The sequence below is a fragment of the Burkholderia sp. 22PA0106 genome, from assembly GCF_047497155.1.
Lineage (GTDB): Bacteria > Pseudomonadota > Gammaproteobacteria > Burkholderiales > Burkholderiaceae > Burkholderia.
On sequence record NZ_CP163163.1, the window covers coordinates 2,237,960 to 2,256,589 of the forward strand.

Sequence of the window (18,630 nt, forward strand, 5' to 3'; positions counted from 1 at the left end):
GTATTTTTTAAGAACCAAAAAAATGGAATTTCAGGGTGTCTATGGTTCGCTCCACCGTGTCGAAACAATCCCATCCTGCCTTGGTCGACCTCGAGATCGATCGGCATGCAAGCGGCCCGGTGTTCCGCCAAATCATCAGGCAATTACGCGAGCGAATCGACAACGGGGTCCTGCCATGCGGAACCCGCCTGCCACCGACACGCGATCTGGCGCAGCAACTGGGGATCGCGCGCAATGGCGTCGTGGAGGCCTATGACGAACTGATTGCCGATGGCGTGCTGGAGGGGCGCGGCCGAAGCGGGACCTTCGTGGCCGCGAGCCGGGGCATTGCCACGCCTCGTCGACAGACCATCGTCCGGCAATCGTCGGTTTTGGGACGGATCGATAACGAGAACGGCAAGGCGGTGCCGCAACCGGCCGCCGCATTCGACTGGCGACTTGGGCAGGTCAATGTGCGGGCACTGCCGCTGGAGGCATGGCGCAACGCATGCCGTGAAGCCGGGCGGCATCTTCCGCCGGCAGGATATGGCGACTCGCGCGGAGAATCGGGATTGCGCCATGCGATTGCGCACTGGCTGCACGAACATCGTTCGGTGTCGGTCGATCCCGATCAGATTGTCGTGACCCACGGAACCGGGCAGGCACTGCATCTCGTCGCGCGCACGTTCTTGCGCGATGGCGACCTGTGTGCGGTCGAAGACCCTGGATATCCGGGGGCCAACTGGGCATTCGCGCGCTCGGGCGCGACGCTGCGCCATGTGCCCGTGGACGACGAAGGCGTGTTGGTGGAACGGATCATGGATTCGCCGGGAATGCCGGCGTTGGTACACGTGACGCCGGCGCACCAATACCCGCTGGGCGGCCGTCTGTCCGGGCCGCGGCGTCGTTCGCTCATCGACCTCGCTCGCATGCACGGGACCGTGATTGTCGAGAACGAGTACGACTGCGAATTCCACTACGCAGGCACGCGCTATCCGCCGTTATTTGCGAGCGCGCCGGACAATACGTTGCTGCTGAGCACGTTTGCGAAAGCCGTCAGCCCCTCGCTGAGGCTTGGTTTTATCGCGGCGCCCAAGGCGGCGGCAACGGCGCTGGCGGCGCACATCGAACGCGAGCGTGTGCATGTGTCGTGGCCTGTTCAGAAGATTGTCGAGACGCTGTTGGTTTCAGGAGAACTCGACAAGCATCTGCGCAGAGTGCGACGCCACTATGGCGCGATGCGCGATCTGGTTCGCGCACGCCTGGCCGATTACGTCGGCGAAATCGACTTGAGCGGCGATGAAGGGGGCTTGCACGTTGTGGTGGCCGGTCGCGAGCGAGCATTCGATCTCGAATTGCGAAAGGCTCTGAATTCACGCGGCATCGTGTTCAACGAAGTGCGGGAGTTTGCCGGCTCGACTCCGGAAGCGTCGAATGGCTTTTTGCTTGGGTATGCGCATATGGATCTGGACGATCTGGCGGCTGCGCTGGATGAGTTGATCGCTTGTATCGGGCGGTGTCGTTCGCGTTTGAGCGCGTGAGCTGTGTGAATCGGCCCGGCGGGTCCTGTCAGTAATTTCCTGTTCGAGGCATATTCTTGTCGCAAGGAAGACCTATGCCTCGCAAACCGCAAGCCAACCCGGCCGAGGCATTGGCTTTAGCCGCTTAACCTGTGCAGATTTGGCTTGGTCATTACCTGGCGCCGGGGAGCTACCCGCGCGCGGTGGAGGGCACCCGCCGTTAGCATCGCCGCACTCATCGTCTTCTCATCCGCCTGGCACCGACTGACGCTGATCCGTGCCGGGGAACAAATTCGAAGCCTCGCTGCCGACGAGCTGCGGACGGCTCACTTCGACGCCGATTTCGCTGTCTTTCGCGAAGCTCGCTTCACCGCGGCCGGCGTTTTTTGGCCGCCGCCGCAACGGGGCGGGGCGAAGGCTCCGACATGACGATGCGCAGCTTGGCAGAAGACGATCGAGCGGCGCCGTCAGCCGCGCACAACAACGTGCAGAGCATGCGTGTCTTAAAATCCGCGGGGTCTGCGTCCATGGCCTTCCTGAATTCTTCCAGATCTTGATGGGGTTGCACGACGATCACATGGACGTGGGCACGTCGTCCGTCGAACACCTTGACGACGTCGCGCACACGCGCATTCTCGGCGAGCTCGGCGCCACGCTTCAGAATCGGGTTGAAACCGGTTCCCGCCCATTCCCACAGCATCGCGTGACCGTCTGTGAGCCGCTCAAGCAAATAATCCTTGGTATCGGGAAACTGAATTCGCCCGAGGTTCTTCGTGGCTTGCCCGAGTACCTCCTCATATCGCTTCGGTGCCATCTCCCTCACTTTGGCGCTGGATGCCGCCTTCACATGAAACAGGACAATGGCGAGGTCGGACGGATTCGTGACCGTCGCGAACGTCTTGTCCTTCGCGAGCACGATGAAGTCACCGAGTTCGTTCGACCCGTCGTCGCAGATCGCGTAGGCGAAACTGTTTGGATCGGCGCTGTTCATGAACGTTGGGAAAGATGCCTGCATGCCCTCGAGAATGCACCACGAGAACAGCGTCTTGTCCGTTCCGATATCGTTCCAGAGAACTGTCGCACCGCTCTGCGGCTTCTCCTCGTGCACGCGCCAGGCATCTGTCTCGAAGTCGACGCCGACGAGCTCTCCCTCGAAACTCGATGCGCGGACATCCAGAAGTGTCCACTTGCCGCCGCTGAAGCAGTGTCCCGTCTCGAACCAGACCGCCCACAGCGAGCGTTTCAGCAGCAGCGTCCTGAAATCCTGCCATCTGGGCCAGGCCTTGGAGTGGCCAGAGACCGTCGGCGTAACCTTACCGTTGGCAAGATCGATGCTCAAGTTGACCTGCCATTCGCTGCTGCCGCCCGTCCCGGGATGGTCGAGATCGCTGACATACAGAATGAAGTTCTGATCGGTCGTGTTCCCTTTCGTCCTGATGCCGAGCCGCTGCTCGACCCCGTCCAGCAGCGATCTGAGCGCATCGCTCAGATCGAGCGCGGTGGCCGCGGAAACGAAATCGAAATCGAAGGCATCTCTTGCTTCACCAGGACTCGGTGCCGCGGAGAGCTCTCGGGTCAGGATGGGTAATGCCACGTATGACTTGGCATTCCTGGCCTTGATGTAGTCGATCAGTTGCTTGAAGTGGGTGTAAAAATCGCCCAGGCTCTTCGTCGGCCCGAGCCACACATATGCCTTGTCCGGCGTCACGCCGAGCCTGGACAGCTTGTCTCCGGCAGTCGCATCGGTGTCCGCGCGGGCCGACGACGGCAGGAAGGTTCGATCGTCCAGGGGGTTCAGTGCGGTCAGCACCTGCGGCCCGTACAAAACTTTCGAGCTCGCCTTGAATGGCGATTTCCGATGAACGCCGCGCATCCACAGTGTGCCGAGACTGCGTTCGCGCAGGAGTGCGTTCTCCAGGCTGGACGCCGCGACCGGCTTCAAGCCTGCGACGGTGGCCAGAATAGCCCGTGCCGTGTCCCGCAGCCCGGCGTCCGACACGGCGACGCCCAACATGCCGTCATGAAAGACCAGCGTGACCAGATGGTGTTCGATGTTTTTCAGCTGATCGTCGTCGGTCCACGATGCCCGGTACGTGACTTCGAAGTGTAGCGTCCAGGCCTCCACGCCCTTCGACTTGGCCGCGTTGCTCGCTTTCAGCGCCACTTCATCGGTCTTCATCTCTTTTGCCAGAACCTGGGCCAGGTCCTTCAACGCGATCGCCCCTGAGCCGTCCCGATCCTTCTCGAAAAGCAGAAATGCGGCGTAGGGGTGCAACTTGGTTTCGTCAATGGTCTGTGCCATCTGCTTCGGTCTCTCTTAACCCGTTGATTGTGTCCCCGGTGGCCCGGATAGCGACATTCGAGGTTCTTCGCGGCAGTGGCTTTCTTGCCGCCGCCTGAATTCTGAAGCGTCGAACGATAAAAAAAAAGCCCGCGAATTCGCGAGCTTTTCCATTTCACTACCCTATCGCCCCAGCCGTAGCCGGGCTCACATCACTCCCACTCGATCATCAACGAGTCACGCAAGTCCGCGTGATTAAAGGGATTGGCTTTGATCGACATGGGCCTTTACCGTCGCTTTTACCGTCAGAAAAACACGCCCTTTGCTGGCGCGGGTTTGCGCGGCATCGGCTCATCATCAATCAACTTCAGGATACCGGAGAAATTCCCAACCGTCAGCCAACGTAAGCGCACGCAGGCGAGCACTATCCGGTAGCTGAGACTTGGAACGTGTCTAGGGATGCTCCCCCGACTGCTCGGCGTCCCAAAAGCGCTGCATCGCTTCGAAGGCTTTTCGCTCAAGGTCCTGCATTCGTGTCAAAGCATCAGGCTCGGGTACGGGCCGGAAGCTCGACGACAACTGTTCAACGTCACGTCGCGCGGCCAGCCAAGCCTGCAGCAAAGGCTGCCACTGACGATCCCAATGACTGAAGGGCCGCGAATCAGGCGATGACACTTTACGCAGCACCTGATGCATGACGGCTCCGGCGGTCCGCGTCGGGTCGTCCCATTTGACCGGAACACTCCAGCCGGCGTCGCGGACGCCACTAGCGCTCCGGAGGTCAGGCCCCACCATGGGAACAGGTGCGCCCACGACAGTTCCGAATCCGAAGAGCTTGTGATCAATGCGATCGCCTTCCTCAAGTGGGCAGTTCGAACTACTCATTTTGGTATCCTCTCTTCATGCAATTTCATCGGCTTTGTATGGGCACTGCTCAAACCATAAACGCCGGTTGAGCGATAACGACCGGGCTGACCACATCGCGAATCTCACAGAGTCCCGCAATAAGCAGGTCGTATTGCTCGGTGCGTCGTCCTTGGTCCCAGATGATCGGGAGCACTTTGCGATAGGGGCTGCCGCGCTTCAGGTAAAGGCTGACGTCTTCACCAATCTGCGAAATCAGGTCCTGCGGCGTGCTGCTCTTTCGCCAATACTTGACCTCGATCACCAGGTGCAGCGACGGGACTACCAAGTCTGCCCGCGGCTTCTTTTGCCCCACCGACGCAAGCCACTCTTCATCACGCAGATCGGGCAACACTGGCGCAAGCACCGCGCACAGAAGATTCTGAAAGTGGTATTCGTTTTCAACCGCCCACTTTTGCGCTGTCGAGTTCGGCGTCTTCTTCTGTTCGTCCCAAGTCCACCGACGCAACCCGGATGGGAGCCGGCGAAGCAGCAATCCGACATCGTCTAGGCTCGGTGCGCGCAGATCGATCTGCGCCGCGCCCTGGGCGAGATAGTGAAACGCCGCCAGATCCAAGGCCGCCTGTTCAGGGTCGTCATAAACAACCGACTTGATGCGGCTGAGCAACTGCGACGCAAAGTCGTTATCGACCGCCGGCGAAGCATCCGCCAAGCGACGTGCGACGTAGATAGCCGCGCCCGCAGTGGCGGGCACCACTGCCAGTTCGCCGTTCAATCCCACCTCGGACCGCGTCTTGATCATGGACAGCAGTTCATGGCGCCAGCCGACTTCCGCCGGCAACAGCGGCTGCAGCTTTGCATAGAGCGACGCGAACCATGCGCCGAATTTCGGCCAACGCACATCATCGGATGTGGCCAACAAACCCACCAGAACGCCGGTATGCGCTAACGGCTGCATAAGACTGACGAGAGCCGTTTGGGAATCGCCTCTACGCCCCACCAACCAGTCCACGCCCTGCGCAAATGAGTCGCGGCATGCATCACTCAACGTCGGATCGATGCTCAGCAGGAACCCCAAAGCCGCCACGGCGTGAATCGACCGGCCACCGCCGGCAATCTCTTCGCACAGGTCCCGCGCCATTGCGGCGCTCTGCTGGGAGGACAACCCTTCGGCGAGCACCCAGTGATAAAAGGCAATCGACAGCGGACCCGCAGTCGTCAGTGTCTCAGCCTGCCCCGCCACTGCGCGCAGCGCTTCGTGCAGCATCGGGTTGCCGGCGCTCATAGAAACCACCGCGTTGTGCCGATCTTGCCGAGCATCACACTCGGGCTCCACCGGCTACCCAACCGGTCAAGCCGCCCTAAGAGACCCGCGACAAGGTCGGAGTAGTAGATGGTGACCGGCATCGCCGCCGGCAGGAAGCTGCGCCAGGAATGGTTCGAAAACCAATAGACCTGTTTGGTGAGATAGATGATGTCCGTGAACGTCGAATCGCGATGCAGGCTTAGCAGTAGCGGTTTGGGTAGGCCATCCGTCGGGCGCTTGAGCTGCTGCGGCCCCGTCAACGTCAACAACGTCTCGTTGTGTCCTACTTCCGCAAAAAGGCCTCGAACCGGCGTCTTCTCTCCCCGGCCCTTGGTCCCGATGGAATCATCGTCAAACAGCAGATACGGATGGTCCTGTTTGACGTGCAGGAAGGCGAACTGCAGATCGAATTCAGAGAACTCCTTCAACGCCGCCTTGACCGATTCCACCTCAGTATTGCGCATCGGCTTGAACGCATGAACGATCACGCGTACCGAATCGCCCTTGATCCAGTTCATCTCGTTGCGCACACGCTGAAGGGTCGCCTGCAATGATTCCGTCAGGGCCTCGCCATACTTCGACATGGGGACGGCGTTCGACAGATTCGATAGCAGATAGCCGCCGTCGCCGCGAAAGACGCTGGTAATGCCGACGATTCTTTCTTTCCTGGAAAAGCGGGATTCGCCAATCGCCGCGCTGCCTAGGCCAATGACCACTTCGTGCGCGATACCCTTGTCCGACTTGATCAACCAGGGAATGCCGCCGAGCTTGGCATAGACCGCAAGGGCGAGATTGCTGAGGGTGTAGGCGAGATTGAGCGGCGCCATCGAGAACGTCTCGAACGCGACGAACTGAGTGGGGATCTGATTGGAGAGAAACGCCGCCTTGGCCACCAGATACGGATTCTTCTGCGGCGCCAATTGGCGCGAGTCTCGCTCGGTCTGCACCAAGGCCAGATGCCAGGGCGCGCCCTCGGCGCCCATCCGGACCGCTTTGGAAGCAGCCGCGTGGTAGGCGTCGGCCGTGAAGGCGTCGGCCTCCACGAACGTCAGGTTGATGTCCTGCAGTCCGTAGATGCCTAGAAATCCTCGGCCGAATGGCAATGACTTGCCGTCGACCGACAGGCCGTCCCGAAACTTCCGAAGGAACAGCTCAAATTGACCCCGCCGCGCACGGTCGCAGATCACGCAGACATTCGGCCGCGTGGGCGTGAAGACGTGTCGGCTGTAGGGGCCAAACTTGCTCAGACCGACCGCTGCCCGCGACTCCGACTTGAGCGTACCGGCGTCAAACACATAGGTCGGCGTCGTGCCCTCGGTGAAACGGGGGAAGTTCTGCGCATCTTTCTCGCTCAGCAGATTGCCGATGCCAACGCTAAGACCTTCCTGCAGTTCGATCTCGCCGAGACCGCGGAGCCAGTCCGAAATCCGGGCAATGTGGTCCATGCGCGCACGCCCTCTGCTGTTCTCGAACACGATCTCATCGATCTTGCCCTGCACCCTGCCCGACGTATTCCGCGTGAAGTGCTGCAGCAGGTGCCGAAGATTCTCAGGTGAGGCCTCCAGGTACAACTCGTCGAGTGGAAGCAACTCCTCTACATTCTGAAACCGCTCGGACAGGCGCGCGTGGCCGTCCGTGATCGCGCCGACTCGACCCACCAGCCGGCGATAAGGCAGCATGCGCACATCTTCGACCGGCACCAGGCGCTCGACCGTCAACCCATCCAACCGAACGCCTTGCGCATGCAACACGGCAAGGCTGGTTGCGCAGGTCTTCTGAATCTCGATGTCCCACAAAAGACCCAGTGGTTCTGCGTCAGGCAGCTTGAGCGAGCGGATCGCGATCAAGACGCGCGACTGCAGATGAAGATGCCGGTCGGCTTCGATGAAGCCCGTCGGCAAGGTGCGCCCTATGGTGGTAATCGGGTTATAGCGCGCCACCGGTCGCCGATTGGAACTGAGCAAGGTCACGAGACGTTGCTCAAGCAGCGGCCGGATGAGCGAAGCATGCTCAACCACCGAAACAAACTTTTCTTCGCCGATGGGCGACGCATCCAAAGTAAGCGGTAGCGCCACGATGTGATCTGATCGACGGGTCACGGCGTAGTGCGCGCGGTGCTCGTCGCGCAGATTCCGGAACTGCTGCGCGTCCTCAAAGGGCAACGTCTGCAGCCGAATGGCATCGCCGCGCACTCGCAGCGGCGTGAAATTGAGCTGCAGCTGTCGTCCCATAGGCCCTCACATCCTCTTGTGTCGCCGGATCGGCATCCGAATTTTTAGAATTGATTTCTCGATGAACCACATCCCGCGCATCCACCAGGACGCCTTCCCGAAGCCGTTGTCGATACCACCAATAAGCGCTTCGATGATCTGGCGGTTCTTACCGGGATAGATGCCGTTGTCGTGCAACATGACCAGCAGCGGCTCGATCGAGATGGCACTCGCATAGCCGGTCTCCGCGTCCTTGCCATCCATCACGAGCGATTCGACAAGCACCCCCAGCAAAAAGCCATATTCACTCAATACGGGGCCACCGCTAAAACCACCCCTCGCAGGACACGAGATGATGAAATGCGGGTGCGGCCCACTGTATTTGTCCACCACCGCGTTGACCTCTCCTTCCGACGCCAGGAGCACAGCGTGCTGCGAAAACGGAATCGGCGGATAGCCCATGAGCAGCACTTTCGAGAGCACCAACTCGTCGCCGATCCAGTCATCCAGATGCCCACCGATCTCGATATGGTCCGTTTGTACAAAGCCTTTCGGTGAGCCATGAATCGTCGTCATGTGCAGGTAGTGCGACAGATCCAGATCGGTCTTCATCAAGGCCAGATCGATGCGATCGTCCTTGTTGAAGATCACCGACTGCACGGTCAATGGCACTGACGCGTACTCAGACACCACTTCCTGCACGACACCATCCCGCAGCACATGGGCCGCCGTGACCAGCCAGCCGTCACCAATGTGGAAGGCGGTACCGGTACTCAAATCGCCCATCGGCGTCTGCACCGTGATGCGCACCAAGGCTGGCCTGTAGCTTTGGCATAGCGCCCGCAGGTCCATAACCGTCAGCCTGGTTACGGGATCAAGGTCAGCAGAACCTGCTGAGCGACGCCACTGGTGGCGCCGGGGAACCACCCCGGCGCGGCCACGTTGAAGCCGCCGGCCACGACCGGCTGAAACGGATCGGTCTTGATGTCGATCTCGTAGTAACGCAACTGATTGCCAAACTTCCCCAGCGCGACGCCCGTCACGGAGGCGGCACCGGCTTTGCGCAAGAAGGCCGCGGCAACGCCAAACGACACCCCGTAGGTCGTGCAATCATCCACGACGATCACGTGCTTTCCGACCAATCGTCCGCTCTGTTTGTAGAACGGATTCAGGTGAATGGTCAGAATTTGGCCGGTCGGATCGGTTCGATCACCACCGCCACCCGCCGAGCGCTTCGGAGAAGGGGTGTGCCGAATGAATAGCGGCTCTCCCCGCTTGGAGAAGCGAACGCGGGAAACCGTCGTCCGCAAGCGATGCGTGAAATCGCTGAGGATCTCGTCATCGTCGTTCGCACTCTTTGACGACGGATAGACGCCCCATACCAGTCCATCCAGTTCGTTCACTTTTTCCATGAGCAGCGAACGCGAGGTGACGGCCAGCAAGGCATTTAGTCGCCCGCCGCCACCTTTGACGGTGGCGGTCAGCCGCTGCGCAAACAGTTGCTGCGTGACGTCCTTGCCAAGGCCGGACAAGTCGCTGAGCGCACGCACGCGATAGCGGCCAGCGTCGCCCGCATACCACCACTGCCCCGACCAGCCGGCCGTCAGGTTGATGATCTCCTGCAACTGCGCGGCGTTGTCCACGCGAATGCCCAGTGAGGCAACCTGCTGCGCCGCCGACCATCCGGCAGCCACTAGGATTGCGCCGCCGTTCTTCCCCATCTGGACGTCTTCGTCCTTTGCTGCGAGAACCAGCGCATCGAAAGGATTGAGCGCAAACTTCTTGGCGTTCTGCGACACGATTTCGCCGGACTGCCGCCCTCGACTCTGCAGGAACTGCACGCCGCTGGTGCCAAACGTCCCGTTGAACCAGGCTGGTTCCGCATGATTGGAAATCAAGCCAACGGGATTACCCGCCGCCTTGGCGTTGATCAGCACCTGGGCGAGTTGCGGGTCGGGTTGGCCATTACGCAGGACGGCGTCCGGAGAGGTCATGACGATCAGCATGTGGCGTGTGCCTTGTCCTGTTCTTAGATGCTGTCAAAATCCAAGTCCACCGACTTGGGCGCTCGCCGCGCGAGGAACAGCCCGACGATGCGTGCCTCGGGAAATCGCCGCTCCAGCACTTGCTTCACCGCCTTGAAATGGCAGCCTGTGGTGAGCACGTCGTCCACGACAAAAATGGTCTGGGGGGCCGGCTCGGCCAAGCTCTCGTCGAGTTGATAGTTGGCGACCAGTTCGTCCGGCGTCGGGCGTGTGTCCGACAGATGGGCCGCTGCCGACGATTCGCGCTGGACGACCAGTTCACGGATGTCGGTGTGACGCCCCCTGCAGACGGCCTGCAGCAATTGCAGCATGCGATCGTCGTATAGCGGATCGCTCTTCGCCTTCGACGGCGGAATCGGGACGAAGGTGATTTCGGCGTCAGCCTTGATCGCGGCACGAAAGATTGCCGCTGCCTGCAGGATCGCGCGCTCTTTATATTGCCACTGCGCGGTTCCACGCTTGTCCACGGACTTCTTGAAGTTGAGGATCAGCTGGTTGGTCTCGCTGTAGGCATGCCCTTCGCCCGCAGTGTATTCACCTGCGTAGTAGCAAATGTCCTGCGCGTCCAGATAGTGATGATCCGGAAGTGTCAGGGCATCGATCTTGAGTACGCGCTTAGCCAAGAGCTGCCCTGATGTCGTCGATGCCGGTGACGCGAATGGCCCCTTGATCTTGGAACTTGGCCGGCCATGTCAGCTTTGGATTGCGAAAGCAGTTGTCCAGAATGAACAACTTGCGGCCCTGCTGCAGCGCCGCGCGTGCCTGCGCCAGGGTGCCCGACGTATCGCTGGCTTCGACGATGACCGTTGCCTGCGCGAGCGCCGACATCGTGGCATTGCGTTCCGGGAAGAACAGGCGATTGCTACGGTAGTCCTGGGTCGAGTAGCGCCAGATCGGCACCTGGCTCACCAGCAAGAATTTCTCGGCAATCAGGTCTTGCAGGGCCCGGTTCTCGGGCGGGTAATACTCGGTAATCGGTGTGCCGATCACGGCGATCGTGCTGCCGCCGTTGTCAATGGCCGTCGTGTGTGCCGCAGTGTCCACGCCTTTGGCCAAACCGGAGACGATGGTATAGCCATCCTGGACCAGCAGCTTCACCAATCTGCGGGTTCGGCGCAGGCCGTCTTCGGAGACGCTGCGCGAGCCAACGATGGCGATCCGCTTGGGCGAGTCGATCAGATCCCACCAGCCTCGGTAGTACAGGAGTTCGACGGGATGCGCAGCATCGCGTAACCGATCGGGATAGTCTTCCGCTCCATGCAGACGCACACCAAAATCGTGAATCTTCGCGTGCGCAATCTGGTCTCGCACCCGCCGTAGCGCCGTGTCAATTTCCTCTTCCGAGACCAGCTCGGAGGGCATCGCATTCGGACTATCGCGGAAGCAGTCAGCGATCGTCTTGAACGTCGCTTTTTGGTGCGCCCACAACGCCTCGTACGCCGCCATCTCCCGAGACGGTGAAATCGGTTTGTTGCTCAGTATTGCGTCAATGTCATTCATCGCCTGACTGATCTCCATAGACGCGCCGATCAACGCTTCGGCGAAAATCGAAACGGCACGACGTTGCTGTCCGTGGCAACCGGTGCGTCCGCGCTGTTGGGCACTGAACGCAACCGAGCCAGCTGCACAACCTTGGGCTTGCCCTGGAAGTACCCTTCCGATAAACCAGCCAGCATCTCGATGTCATGGGCCGCAAGGCCAATGTGCCTGGGGATCGAATCGAGCGGCATCACGTTTTCCTCGACGAGCAGATCGATCGTTCGACGCAGCAGGCGCGGCCGCTCGGGCGGCCTATCGCCGTCGCCCGGCTCGGACTTCGCGCCCCAACGGGCGGACCGACGTTTGAACAGCGACTGCGCCGCTTCTTCATCCAGAATCTTCAGCGCACGCAAACGCATCACGATCGCAGCGACGGACACACCCCATCTGCGTTTGAGCAAGAGAAGATCGTCCAGCGTCACCGGCGTGCGGACTTCGTTTGCAAACGTTTCGGCCGGCAGCAGGAATGCGCCCGCGAAGCGATGGGCTTGCTGTTCCAGTTGCTTATGACGGTCACGCTCGGTCGGCCGGGGAATGAACCGATGCAGGATCAGGTGGCCAAGTTCGTGCGCCAAGTCGAAACGGCTTCGATAGCCGTTATCCTTGTCGGCCGAGAGCAAGACCAGCGGGCGCCCCAGCGCATCGCTCCATGCCGACAGGCCCTCGATCTGCGAAATGCCCGTTTCCTCGCGGATCAGGACCACCCCAGCGCCTTCAATGGCCAGCGCCAGGTCGGGCACCGCCGTACGACCGATACGCCAAAGATCGCGGCATTCGCTCGCCGCCAGTTCAATCTCGTCAGGCGTGATCTCATCGGGCTCCTTGAACTGCCGGGTCGGCAAATTCAGCGCCGGGTAGTCCACGAACTCGGACAACGCGAGCGCGACGTCCTGCGCCCACTCCATGCGCGCTTCCAGCATCGCGCGTGCCGCCACGTGGGCGGACGCGTTACTGCGAAACAGCGGCAGCGACACCTTGGCCGAGGGCGCGCGCGTGAACCATTCGGGCGTGACGTTGACCACGCCGGCAAGGCGCTCCAGCGTTTCCCGCTCGGGTGCCTGATTGCCCGACCGCCATTTGCTGACCGTCGCGGGCGACACGCCGACCAACGAGGCAAGTTGCGCCTGGCTCAAGCGCCTCGCGGCAAGAATCTGACTGAGGCGCTCACTTTCAAAGCCTTGAATACCACCGCGGCTCATGACGCGCTGCCATCGTTGCCCTGCTTCTTGATCTTCTTGAGCTTGGGCTTGGCCAGGTCGTCCTGCGCCGCCGGCTTTTGTTCGTATCGTTGCAGGAACGCATTCAGTGGTTCCTTGAACAGCCAGCCGCGCATCTCGCGGTCCGGCACTGCAATCTGGATCGACACGGGCGACTCTGGCTGGATATGCAGCGAGCCCGAGAAGCACGCCACGAAAAACGCGACCGCATCGGCAGGCGCGGAGTATTGATCGAACAATTCCGGTTGCACCAACGGCTCGATGGCCTTGTTCGCATAGGACATCTGGCGGCGCGTGTGGCTACGTCGGCCGTTGATCCAGAAGCCGTCCGGGATGTTGAATCGGGCCAGGGTGAACACCCCGGCCCGGCCGCTGACGATGCCGTTACCGCGAATAGCGGTTGGCGAAGCCTCGCCCATTTCCAGCGCCCGATGAAACGCCTCGTTCATGTGGAAATGCCGCAGCTGACCCACGACGTGGGGCAAGTGGCCTTCGTCCATGCCTTTGGATGCGGCGTGCGCGCGCTGGGCACCGACGGTCAAGGCTTCCTCGACGGCCATCACCAGCTCGCGCGGCAGGCTGCGCTGCAACAGGTCAGGAATTGTGTCTACGGGCGGCTGGGCCATTCGTCCTCCAAAGGTCTGATTTCGCTTTTCGGCATTTTACCACGAAAAAGTTTCGCTTAGAACGGAAAACTACGGGAATGCTTGCCTCGATGGCAAGTACGGAAGCTCTCATCTCTTGAAAAGTGTCAGAAATTCCTCCATACTTCTACCAGTTAGGAGATTCCCACCATGCAAACCCTCGCCAAGCAGGTTCTAGAGCACGCCGCCGGATTGCCGGAGGGCACCCCCTTGGTCGCCAAGGAACTGCTCCATTTGGGAAGCCGGGCGGCGGTAGACCAGGTGCTGTCTCGACTCGTGCAGCGCGGCACCCTGCTGCGCGCCGGCCGCGGCATCTATGTCCTGCCGGTGGAGAGCCGTTTCGGTTCGCGTGCCCCCTCGGCCTCCAAAATGGTCGAGGGGCTGGCCCACCAGCGCGGCGAAACCATCGTGTCGCATGGTGCGGCGGCGGCCAACGCGCTGGGCCTCACCACGCAAGTGCCCGTGCGCTCCGTCTACCTGACCTCCGGCCCTAGCCGCCGTTTGAAGCTGGGGGCCCAAACCGTCGAATTCCGGCACGCGCCGGTGTGGCAGTTGATCTTTCCTGGCCGCGCTGCCGGTGATGTCGTGCGGGCGCTGGCCTGGCTGGGGCCCGAGCGCGCCGGTGAAGCGCTGCGCACACTGCGCACCAAACTGCCGGCGGCCGAGATGAAGGAAGTCGCATCAGCACGTGCGCGCCTGCCGACATGGATGGCAAAGGAAGTGAGCGCGCTGGTGTCGCATGGCTAAGTTCTTCGATCTGTCTGTCGACGAGCGTCTAGAAGCGCTGGCCCAGGCGGCCGACGCTTCCGGCCGCCCTCCCCACCTGTTGGAGAAGGATGTCTGGGTGGTATGGGCTCTGCGCCATCTCTTCGCCGCACCCTACGCGTCGCATCTCATCTTCAAGGGCGGCACCTCGCTGTCGAAGGCCTACGGCGTCATCCAGCGTTTTTCCGAGGACGTGGATCTCACCTATGACATCCGCGCCATCGCCGGCGATCTGATCGGCGAGGCAGGCACACCCCTTCCCGCCAGCAAGAGCCAGGAAAAGAAATGGAGCAAGGAGATTCGCGCCCGGCTGGCTGAATGGGTGACGGCCGAGGTCGTCCCGCAGCTTCAGCAGGACCTGCAGCAGCAGGGTCTACCGGCCCAGGCCCGAGCCGAAGGCGACAAGGTGTTCATCGACTACACGCCGCTGGCTTCAGGAACGGGCTATGTGCCGCCGGCGGTCATGCTCGAATTCGGCGCGCGCTCCACCGGGGAGCCTTGCGAACCGCGCCTTGTCCGTTGCGACGCCGCCGCGCACCTTCAAGGCGTGGAATTTCCCGAAGCGACGCCGCAGGTGATGCGTGCCGAGCGGACCTTCTGGGAGAAGGCCACCGCGATCCACGTGTTTTGTGCGCAAGGTGTCTTTCGCGGTGGTGAGCGCTTTGCACGTCACTGGCACGACGTAACGCGTTTGGACGCCGCCGGCTTCGCTGATGCGGCGATCGCCGACAGGGCGCTCGCGAAGGCAGTGGCCGATCACAAGAGCATCTTCTTCGCGGAAAAAAGCCCGGACGGCACATCGATCGATTACCACGCCGCCGTCTCCGGCGGACTGTGCCTGGTGCCCAACGACGGGGCCTTGGCCACGTTGGCCGCCGACTACCAGCACATGGTCGACGACGGGCTGTTCCTCGACGAGGTCGAATCGTTCGACGCTCTCCTCCAGCAATGCCAAGCCATCCAGCAGAAGGCGAATGCGATTCGAGACCGATCCGATCCTGGGCCTAGCGCTGACAGTGTTCTAATTTGATCATGGTTGCTGCGGAGCGAATTTGCCGCCCCTCTTCCGTTTGAACTCGCGATCCCCGGCAATGAACGCCTCCAACATGTGAGGAATCAATGTCGTCGCATCGATCGCTTCGCCGTAAGTCTGCGCATGAAGCGCGGCGTAGTGGTCCAGATCAGCCTTCAGGGCGGTCGGGCACACAAAGGTCAGCTTGACGTTCTCAGTTTTCGGTAGCGGCCCCAGCCGCAACTTGCGCGTCGTGCTCATTGCATTGGTCCTCGCTGCACAAAGAGCGGTTGATACGGCCTCAGCACCAGATCCTTGTTCACCATCACGTTGACCTGAAATCCCGGCCGCACGGTCAGAGTCGGCTGGATACTGAGGTCGCGGCGCGTGATTTCCTGACCGACCTGATTGGCCGTATCCTGCGAGCTGTCACGCAACGCGATGACCGTATTGCCGTTGACGTTCCCCTGATTCGAGACAGCCAGCTCCGAGCCAACGCCGAGCATCGTGGACAGCACGGCACCCGTCAGAATGCGGCCCCAATGCCAGTCCACGCCATCCTTGAGGCCCGCATAACCAGCCGGGTCGATACCGGGCAGCTTGTCGAGCGCGATCGACGAGGTATCGGGCAACACCAGACGCAGCCATACCAGCAGCACTCGCTGCTGCCCGAACGCAACCTGGCTGTCGTAACGGCCGATCAGACGCGAACCTTGTGGGATCAGCAGATAGTGGCCTGTTGCCGTGTCGTACACGGGCTGCGTGACCTCGGCGATGATCTCTCCCGGCAAGTCGGAATTGATGCCCGTCACCAGCGCGGCCGGAATGACCGTGCCCGCCATGACCGTGTACGGCGAGGCCGGCGACTGCAAGCTGCCCGTGTTGCTGGTCGCAGCATCACCACCCTTGGCCATGAACGCTTCCTTCTGGTCCTGCCGGTTCTGGATAGCTGTCGGATCATTGGGCTGCGCGGCTGTGGACGCTGGCCCAGCCCCCATCGGATTGAATGCGCCGGCTCCGGCATTCGCCGTCGGCGTAGCGCCAGCCGATGCGGAAATCGCATCGGGCTTACCGGTATCGCTGCCGGTTCTAAAGAACACCCCCGAGCGTGCAATCTCGTCGGCCGAGCGCTGCCGGTCGATGTTCTCGGCCGATGGCCCCGGATTGACGTTGCCGCCCGGTAGCGGCGGCATGGCCGACGCCGCGCCCCAGTCGCCGGGCAACGGCGGACCGAGCTGCGGCACGCTGGCCGGTGCCGCCGGTGCGGGTTTCGCTGGCAGCTTCGAGTAGTCGGCCGGCAACTGGTCGAGGTCGTCGGCCTTGGCGATCCGATCGACGTTGTAGAGGTTCGTCTGATCGCCCGAACCGCGCCGCCCCTTCGATTGCAGCGCCCACATCGACGCGCCGGCCACGGCGACCGCGAGCAGCGCGGCCGAGACGGCCAGTGTGCGGCGATTGAGCCGCATGACCGCGCGCGGTGTTGCCCGCAGAGCAACGTCTTCCGGGGCGACCTTCGGCGCAGACTGGGCTTCGTGGTCAGTCGTGCCCATGACCGGCTCCCGCAGCGATGCCATCGGTACGCTCGATGCGTACCACGGCCGCCTTGTCACCGCCCAGGCGCAGCTCGGCCGCACCGAACAAGCGATCCACGATGTCGTAAGGCGCATGGAAGCGGTAGTTCACCAGCTCGCCCTTGCCATCCGGCCCGACCACGAACAGCGGCGGCAATTCACCCTGTGCGATGCCGGCGGGAAACTGGATATAGACATGCTGCCCGTCGTCGAACGCACGCACAGGTTTCCACGGCGGGCTGTCGCCCGTGATCGCATAACGGAAATGCAACTGGTCGAGCGACAGGCCATCGGCCGCAGGCGCGACCGCATCGGCGGCCTGTGCCTGAGCCCGTAAGGCCAGCATCTGGTCCTTCGGATACTCCCACGATACCGACGCCATCCATGCCTTCTCGGTGGACGTGAGTTCGAGCAGGTAGGTGCGCCGGTTTGTGGTGATGACGAGGTTTGTTTTGATGCTCGAGCGCACAGGCTTGACCATGACGGCCACGCGCCGACTCGTGCCGCTGCCGCTCGCGGTATCGCCCACGATCCACTGCACGGTATCGCCGGCGGCGACCGTCACCAGTTCTTCGGCCGGCTGCAAGCTGATGACCGTCACGCGGCCAGGACTGGTATAGACCTGATACAGCGCGCCATCTGAGAACGGCCAGACCTGGATCGCGTTGATGTAGCCCTCGCGTGTCGGCACCACACTGGCCTCGGCATTGGCCCGTTCGACACGGGCCTTCGCGTCCGCCGGCTCCGATGCCGCCTTTGCATCAGCGGCACCCGACAACGGCTTCATCTGGTCCGGCAACGGCATAGGTTTCGGCACTTCCACAACCGTGACTGGTTTGGGTGGCTCGGGCAGCGGCTGTGCCTTGACCGATTCGTCCAGCGAGATCGCCGGTGGCGGCTTGCCTTGTGTGGCGCAGCCGGCAAGGCTGCCCAGGAGGCAGAGGAAGGCAATCGTGGTGATCGACGGTTTCATGGCTTCTTCGCTCCTTCCGGCGCGTCCAGGTCACGGCTCCAGGACAGCCCGTTGATGTAGATACCAAGAGGGTTACGACGCACCTGCTGTTCGGTGCGCGGGGTTTGCATGACCAGCGTGAGCATCGCCGTCCACTGCTCGGTGCCTGTGGGCGTGCCGTCGTTGAAGTGCTGTTCGGTCCAGCGCACCTGGAACGAGGTATCGCTAACGCGCACCACGCTGGTTACGTCTACCGAGGCGGAGTTCTGCCCGACATGAGCGAATGGATCGTGCGCACGGGCGTAGTCGTTCAACGTCGCCGCGCCCCGATCCGTGGTGTAGCCATAGGCTTCGAGCCAGTTCTGGCGGACCACTACCGGATCGATCGATAACGAACGCACGTCGGTAATAAAGCGCGCCAGGTGGTACGCGATCTGTGCATCGGTCGGCCGGTACGGCGTGACGGCGGCGCCGACCGCGCGAACCTGCCCAGCGTGATCGACCTCGACCACGTAGGGCGTGACGCGCGACTGACTGGATTGCCAGACGAGCCCCGCCGCCATCAGCAACGCAAGGCCCAGGCAACCGAAGGCCATCAATCGCCAGTTCTTCGCCTGCACGCGCGCGCTGCCAAGGCGTTCATCCCATACCTGTGCGGCGGCCTGATAAGGCGTGGCTGGCACGGGGGTATTGCTGTAGCGCACGCCGGGTCGCGTAAAGCGCAT

General features: G+C 61.8%; 17 protein-coding genes. 3 read left to right on the forward strand and 14 right to left on the reverse strand.

The genetic code is table 11. The annotated features are described in order from the left end of the window. Positions 1–41: 41 nt before the first annotated feature. Positions 42–1,520, forward strand: a complete 1,479-nt coding sequence (locus AB4850_RS24660) for a PLP-dependent aminotransferase family protein (protein WP_414442113.1) — start codon at positions 42–44, stop codon at positions 1,518–1,520. A gap of 346 nt (positions 1,521–1,866) precedes the next feature. Here the strand turns inward: AB4850_RS24660 and AB4850_RS24665 are convergent, their stop codons facing one another. The 10 genes from AB4850_RS24665 to AB4850_RS24710 form a co-directional block, all read right to left on the reverse strand. Beyond that, entirely contained in the window at positions 1,867–3,801 is a 1,935-nt protein-coding gene (locus AB4850_RS24665; protein WP_414442114.1) for a hypothetical protein, read from the reverse strand. A gap of 432 nt (positions 3,802–4,233) precedes the next feature. Continuing rightward, positions 4,234–4,476: a hypothetical protein gene (locus AB4850_RS24670; protein ID WP_131727000.1), complete on the reverse strand. Its 243-nt coding sequence runs from the start codon at positions 4,474–4,476 to the stop codon at positions 4,234–4,236. Positions 4,477–4,714: 238 nt separating this feature from the next. Then, positions 4,715–5,929 carry a hypothetical protein gene (locus AB4850_RS24675; protein WP_414442115.1) on the reverse strand — a complete coding sequence of 405 codons (1,215 nt, stop codon included), beginning with the start codon at positions 5,927–5,929 and terminating at the stop codon, positions 4,715–4,717. Further along, positions 5,926–8,181: an argonaute/piwi family protein gene (locus AB4850_RS24680; protein WP_186159416.1), complete on the reverse strand. Its 2,256-nt coding sequence runs from the start codon at positions 8,179–8,181 to the stop codon at positions 5,926–5,928. The genes AB4850_RS24675 and AB4850_RS24680 overlap by 4 nt, the downstream gene beginning before the upstream one ends. A gap of 6 nt (positions 8,182–8,187) precedes the next feature. Further along, positions 8,188–8,970 carry a S1 family peptidase gene (locus AB4850_RS24685; RefSeq protein WP_175425914.1) on the reverse strand — a complete coding sequence of 261 codons (783 nt, stop codon included), beginning with the start codon at positions 8,968–8,970 and terminating at the stop codon, positions 8,188–8,190. A gap of 56 nt (positions 8,971–9,026) precedes the next feature. Further along, a complete protein-coding gene (locus AB4850_RS24690) occupies positions 9,027–10,166 on the reverse strand; it encodes a phosphoribosyltransferase (protein ID WP_186119527.1) in 1,140 nt (379 codons plus the stop codon). Positions 10,167–10,189: 23 nt separating this feature from the next. Further along, positions 10,190–10,828, reverse strand: a complete 639-nt coding sequence (locus tag AB4850_RS24695; RefSeq protein WP_186119526.1) for a hypothetical protein — start codon at positions 10,826–10,828, stop codon at positions 10,190–10,192. Next, on the reverse strand, positions 10,821–11,723 hold the full coding sequence (locus AB4850_RS24700; RefSeq protein WP_414442116.1) for a DNA-processing protein DprA: 903 nt from the start codon (positions 11,721–11,723) through the stop codon (positions 10,821–10,823). Before AB4850_RS24700 ends, AB4850_RS24695 begins: the two co-directional genes overlap by 8 nt. 11 nt (positions 11,724–11,734) lie before the next feature. Then, entirely contained in the window at positions 11,735–12,943 is a 1,209-nt protein-coding gene (locus AB4850_RS24705) for an XRE family transcriptional regulator (RefSeq protein ID WP_414442117.1), read from the reverse strand. Continuing rightward, on the reverse strand, positions 12,940–13,587 hold the full coding sequence (locus AB4850_RS24710; RefSeq protein WP_414442118.1) for an alpha/beta hydrolase: 648 nt from the start codon (positions 13,585–13,587) through the stop codon (positions 12,940–12,942). The genes AB4850_RS24705 and AB4850_RS24710 overlap by 4 nt, the downstream gene beginning before the upstream one ends. A gap of 168 nt (positions 13,588–13,755) precedes the next feature. On the opposite strand from AB4850_RS24710, the gene AB4850_RS24715 reads away from it, so the two are divergent. Both AB4850_RS24715 and AB4850_RS24720 read left to right on the forward strand, forming a co-directional pair. Continuing rightward, positions 13,756–14,352 carry a DUF6088 family protein gene (locus tag AB4850_RS24715; protein ID WP_186119522.1) on the forward strand — a complete coding sequence of 199 codons (597 nt, stop codon included), beginning with the start codon at positions 13,756–13,758 and terminating at the stop codon, positions 14,350–14,352. Then, positions 14,345–15,400 carry a nucleotidyl transferase AbiEii/AbiGii toxin family protein gene (locus AB4850_RS24720; RefSeq protein WP_186119521.1) on the forward strand — a complete coding sequence of 352 codons (1,056 nt, stop codon included), beginning with the start codon at positions 14,345–14,347 and terminating at the stop codon, positions 15,398–15,400. The genes AB4850_RS24715 and AB4850_RS24720 overlap by 8 nt, the downstream gene beginning before the upstream one ends. Here the strand turns inward: AB4850_RS24720 and AB4850_RS24725 are convergent, their stop codons facing one another. From AB4850_RS24725 to trbF, 4 genes are read right to left on the reverse strand one after another with little or no spacing between them, the layout of a single operon-like run. Then, a complete protein-coding gene (locus AB4850_RS24725; protein ID WP_186119520.1) occupies positions 15,401–15,643 on the reverse strand; it encodes a DUF2274 domain-containing protein in 243 nt (80 codons plus the stop codon). After that, entirely contained in the window at positions 15,640–16,932 is a 1,293-nt protein-coding gene (locus AB4850_RS24730) for a TrbI/VirB10 family protein (RefSeq protein WP_414442119.1), read from the reverse strand. The genes AB4850_RS24725 and AB4850_RS24730 overlap by 4 nt, the downstream gene beginning before the upstream one ends. Continuing rightward, positions 16,919–17,926 (reverse strand): P-type conjugative transfer protein TrbG, encoded by a 1,008-nt coding sequence (gene trbG / locus AB4850_RS24735; RefSeq protein ID WP_414442120.1) that lies wholly within the window; start codon positions 17,924–17,926, stop codon positions 16,919–16,921. Before trbG ends, AB4850_RS24730 begins: the two co-directional genes overlap by 14 nt. Then, entirely contained in the window at positions 17,923–18,630 is a 708-nt protein-coding gene (gene trbF / locus AB4850_RS24740) for a conjugal transfer protein TrbF (RefSeq protein WP_414442121.1), read from the reverse strand. Before trbF ends, trbG begins: the two co-directional genes overlap by 4 nt.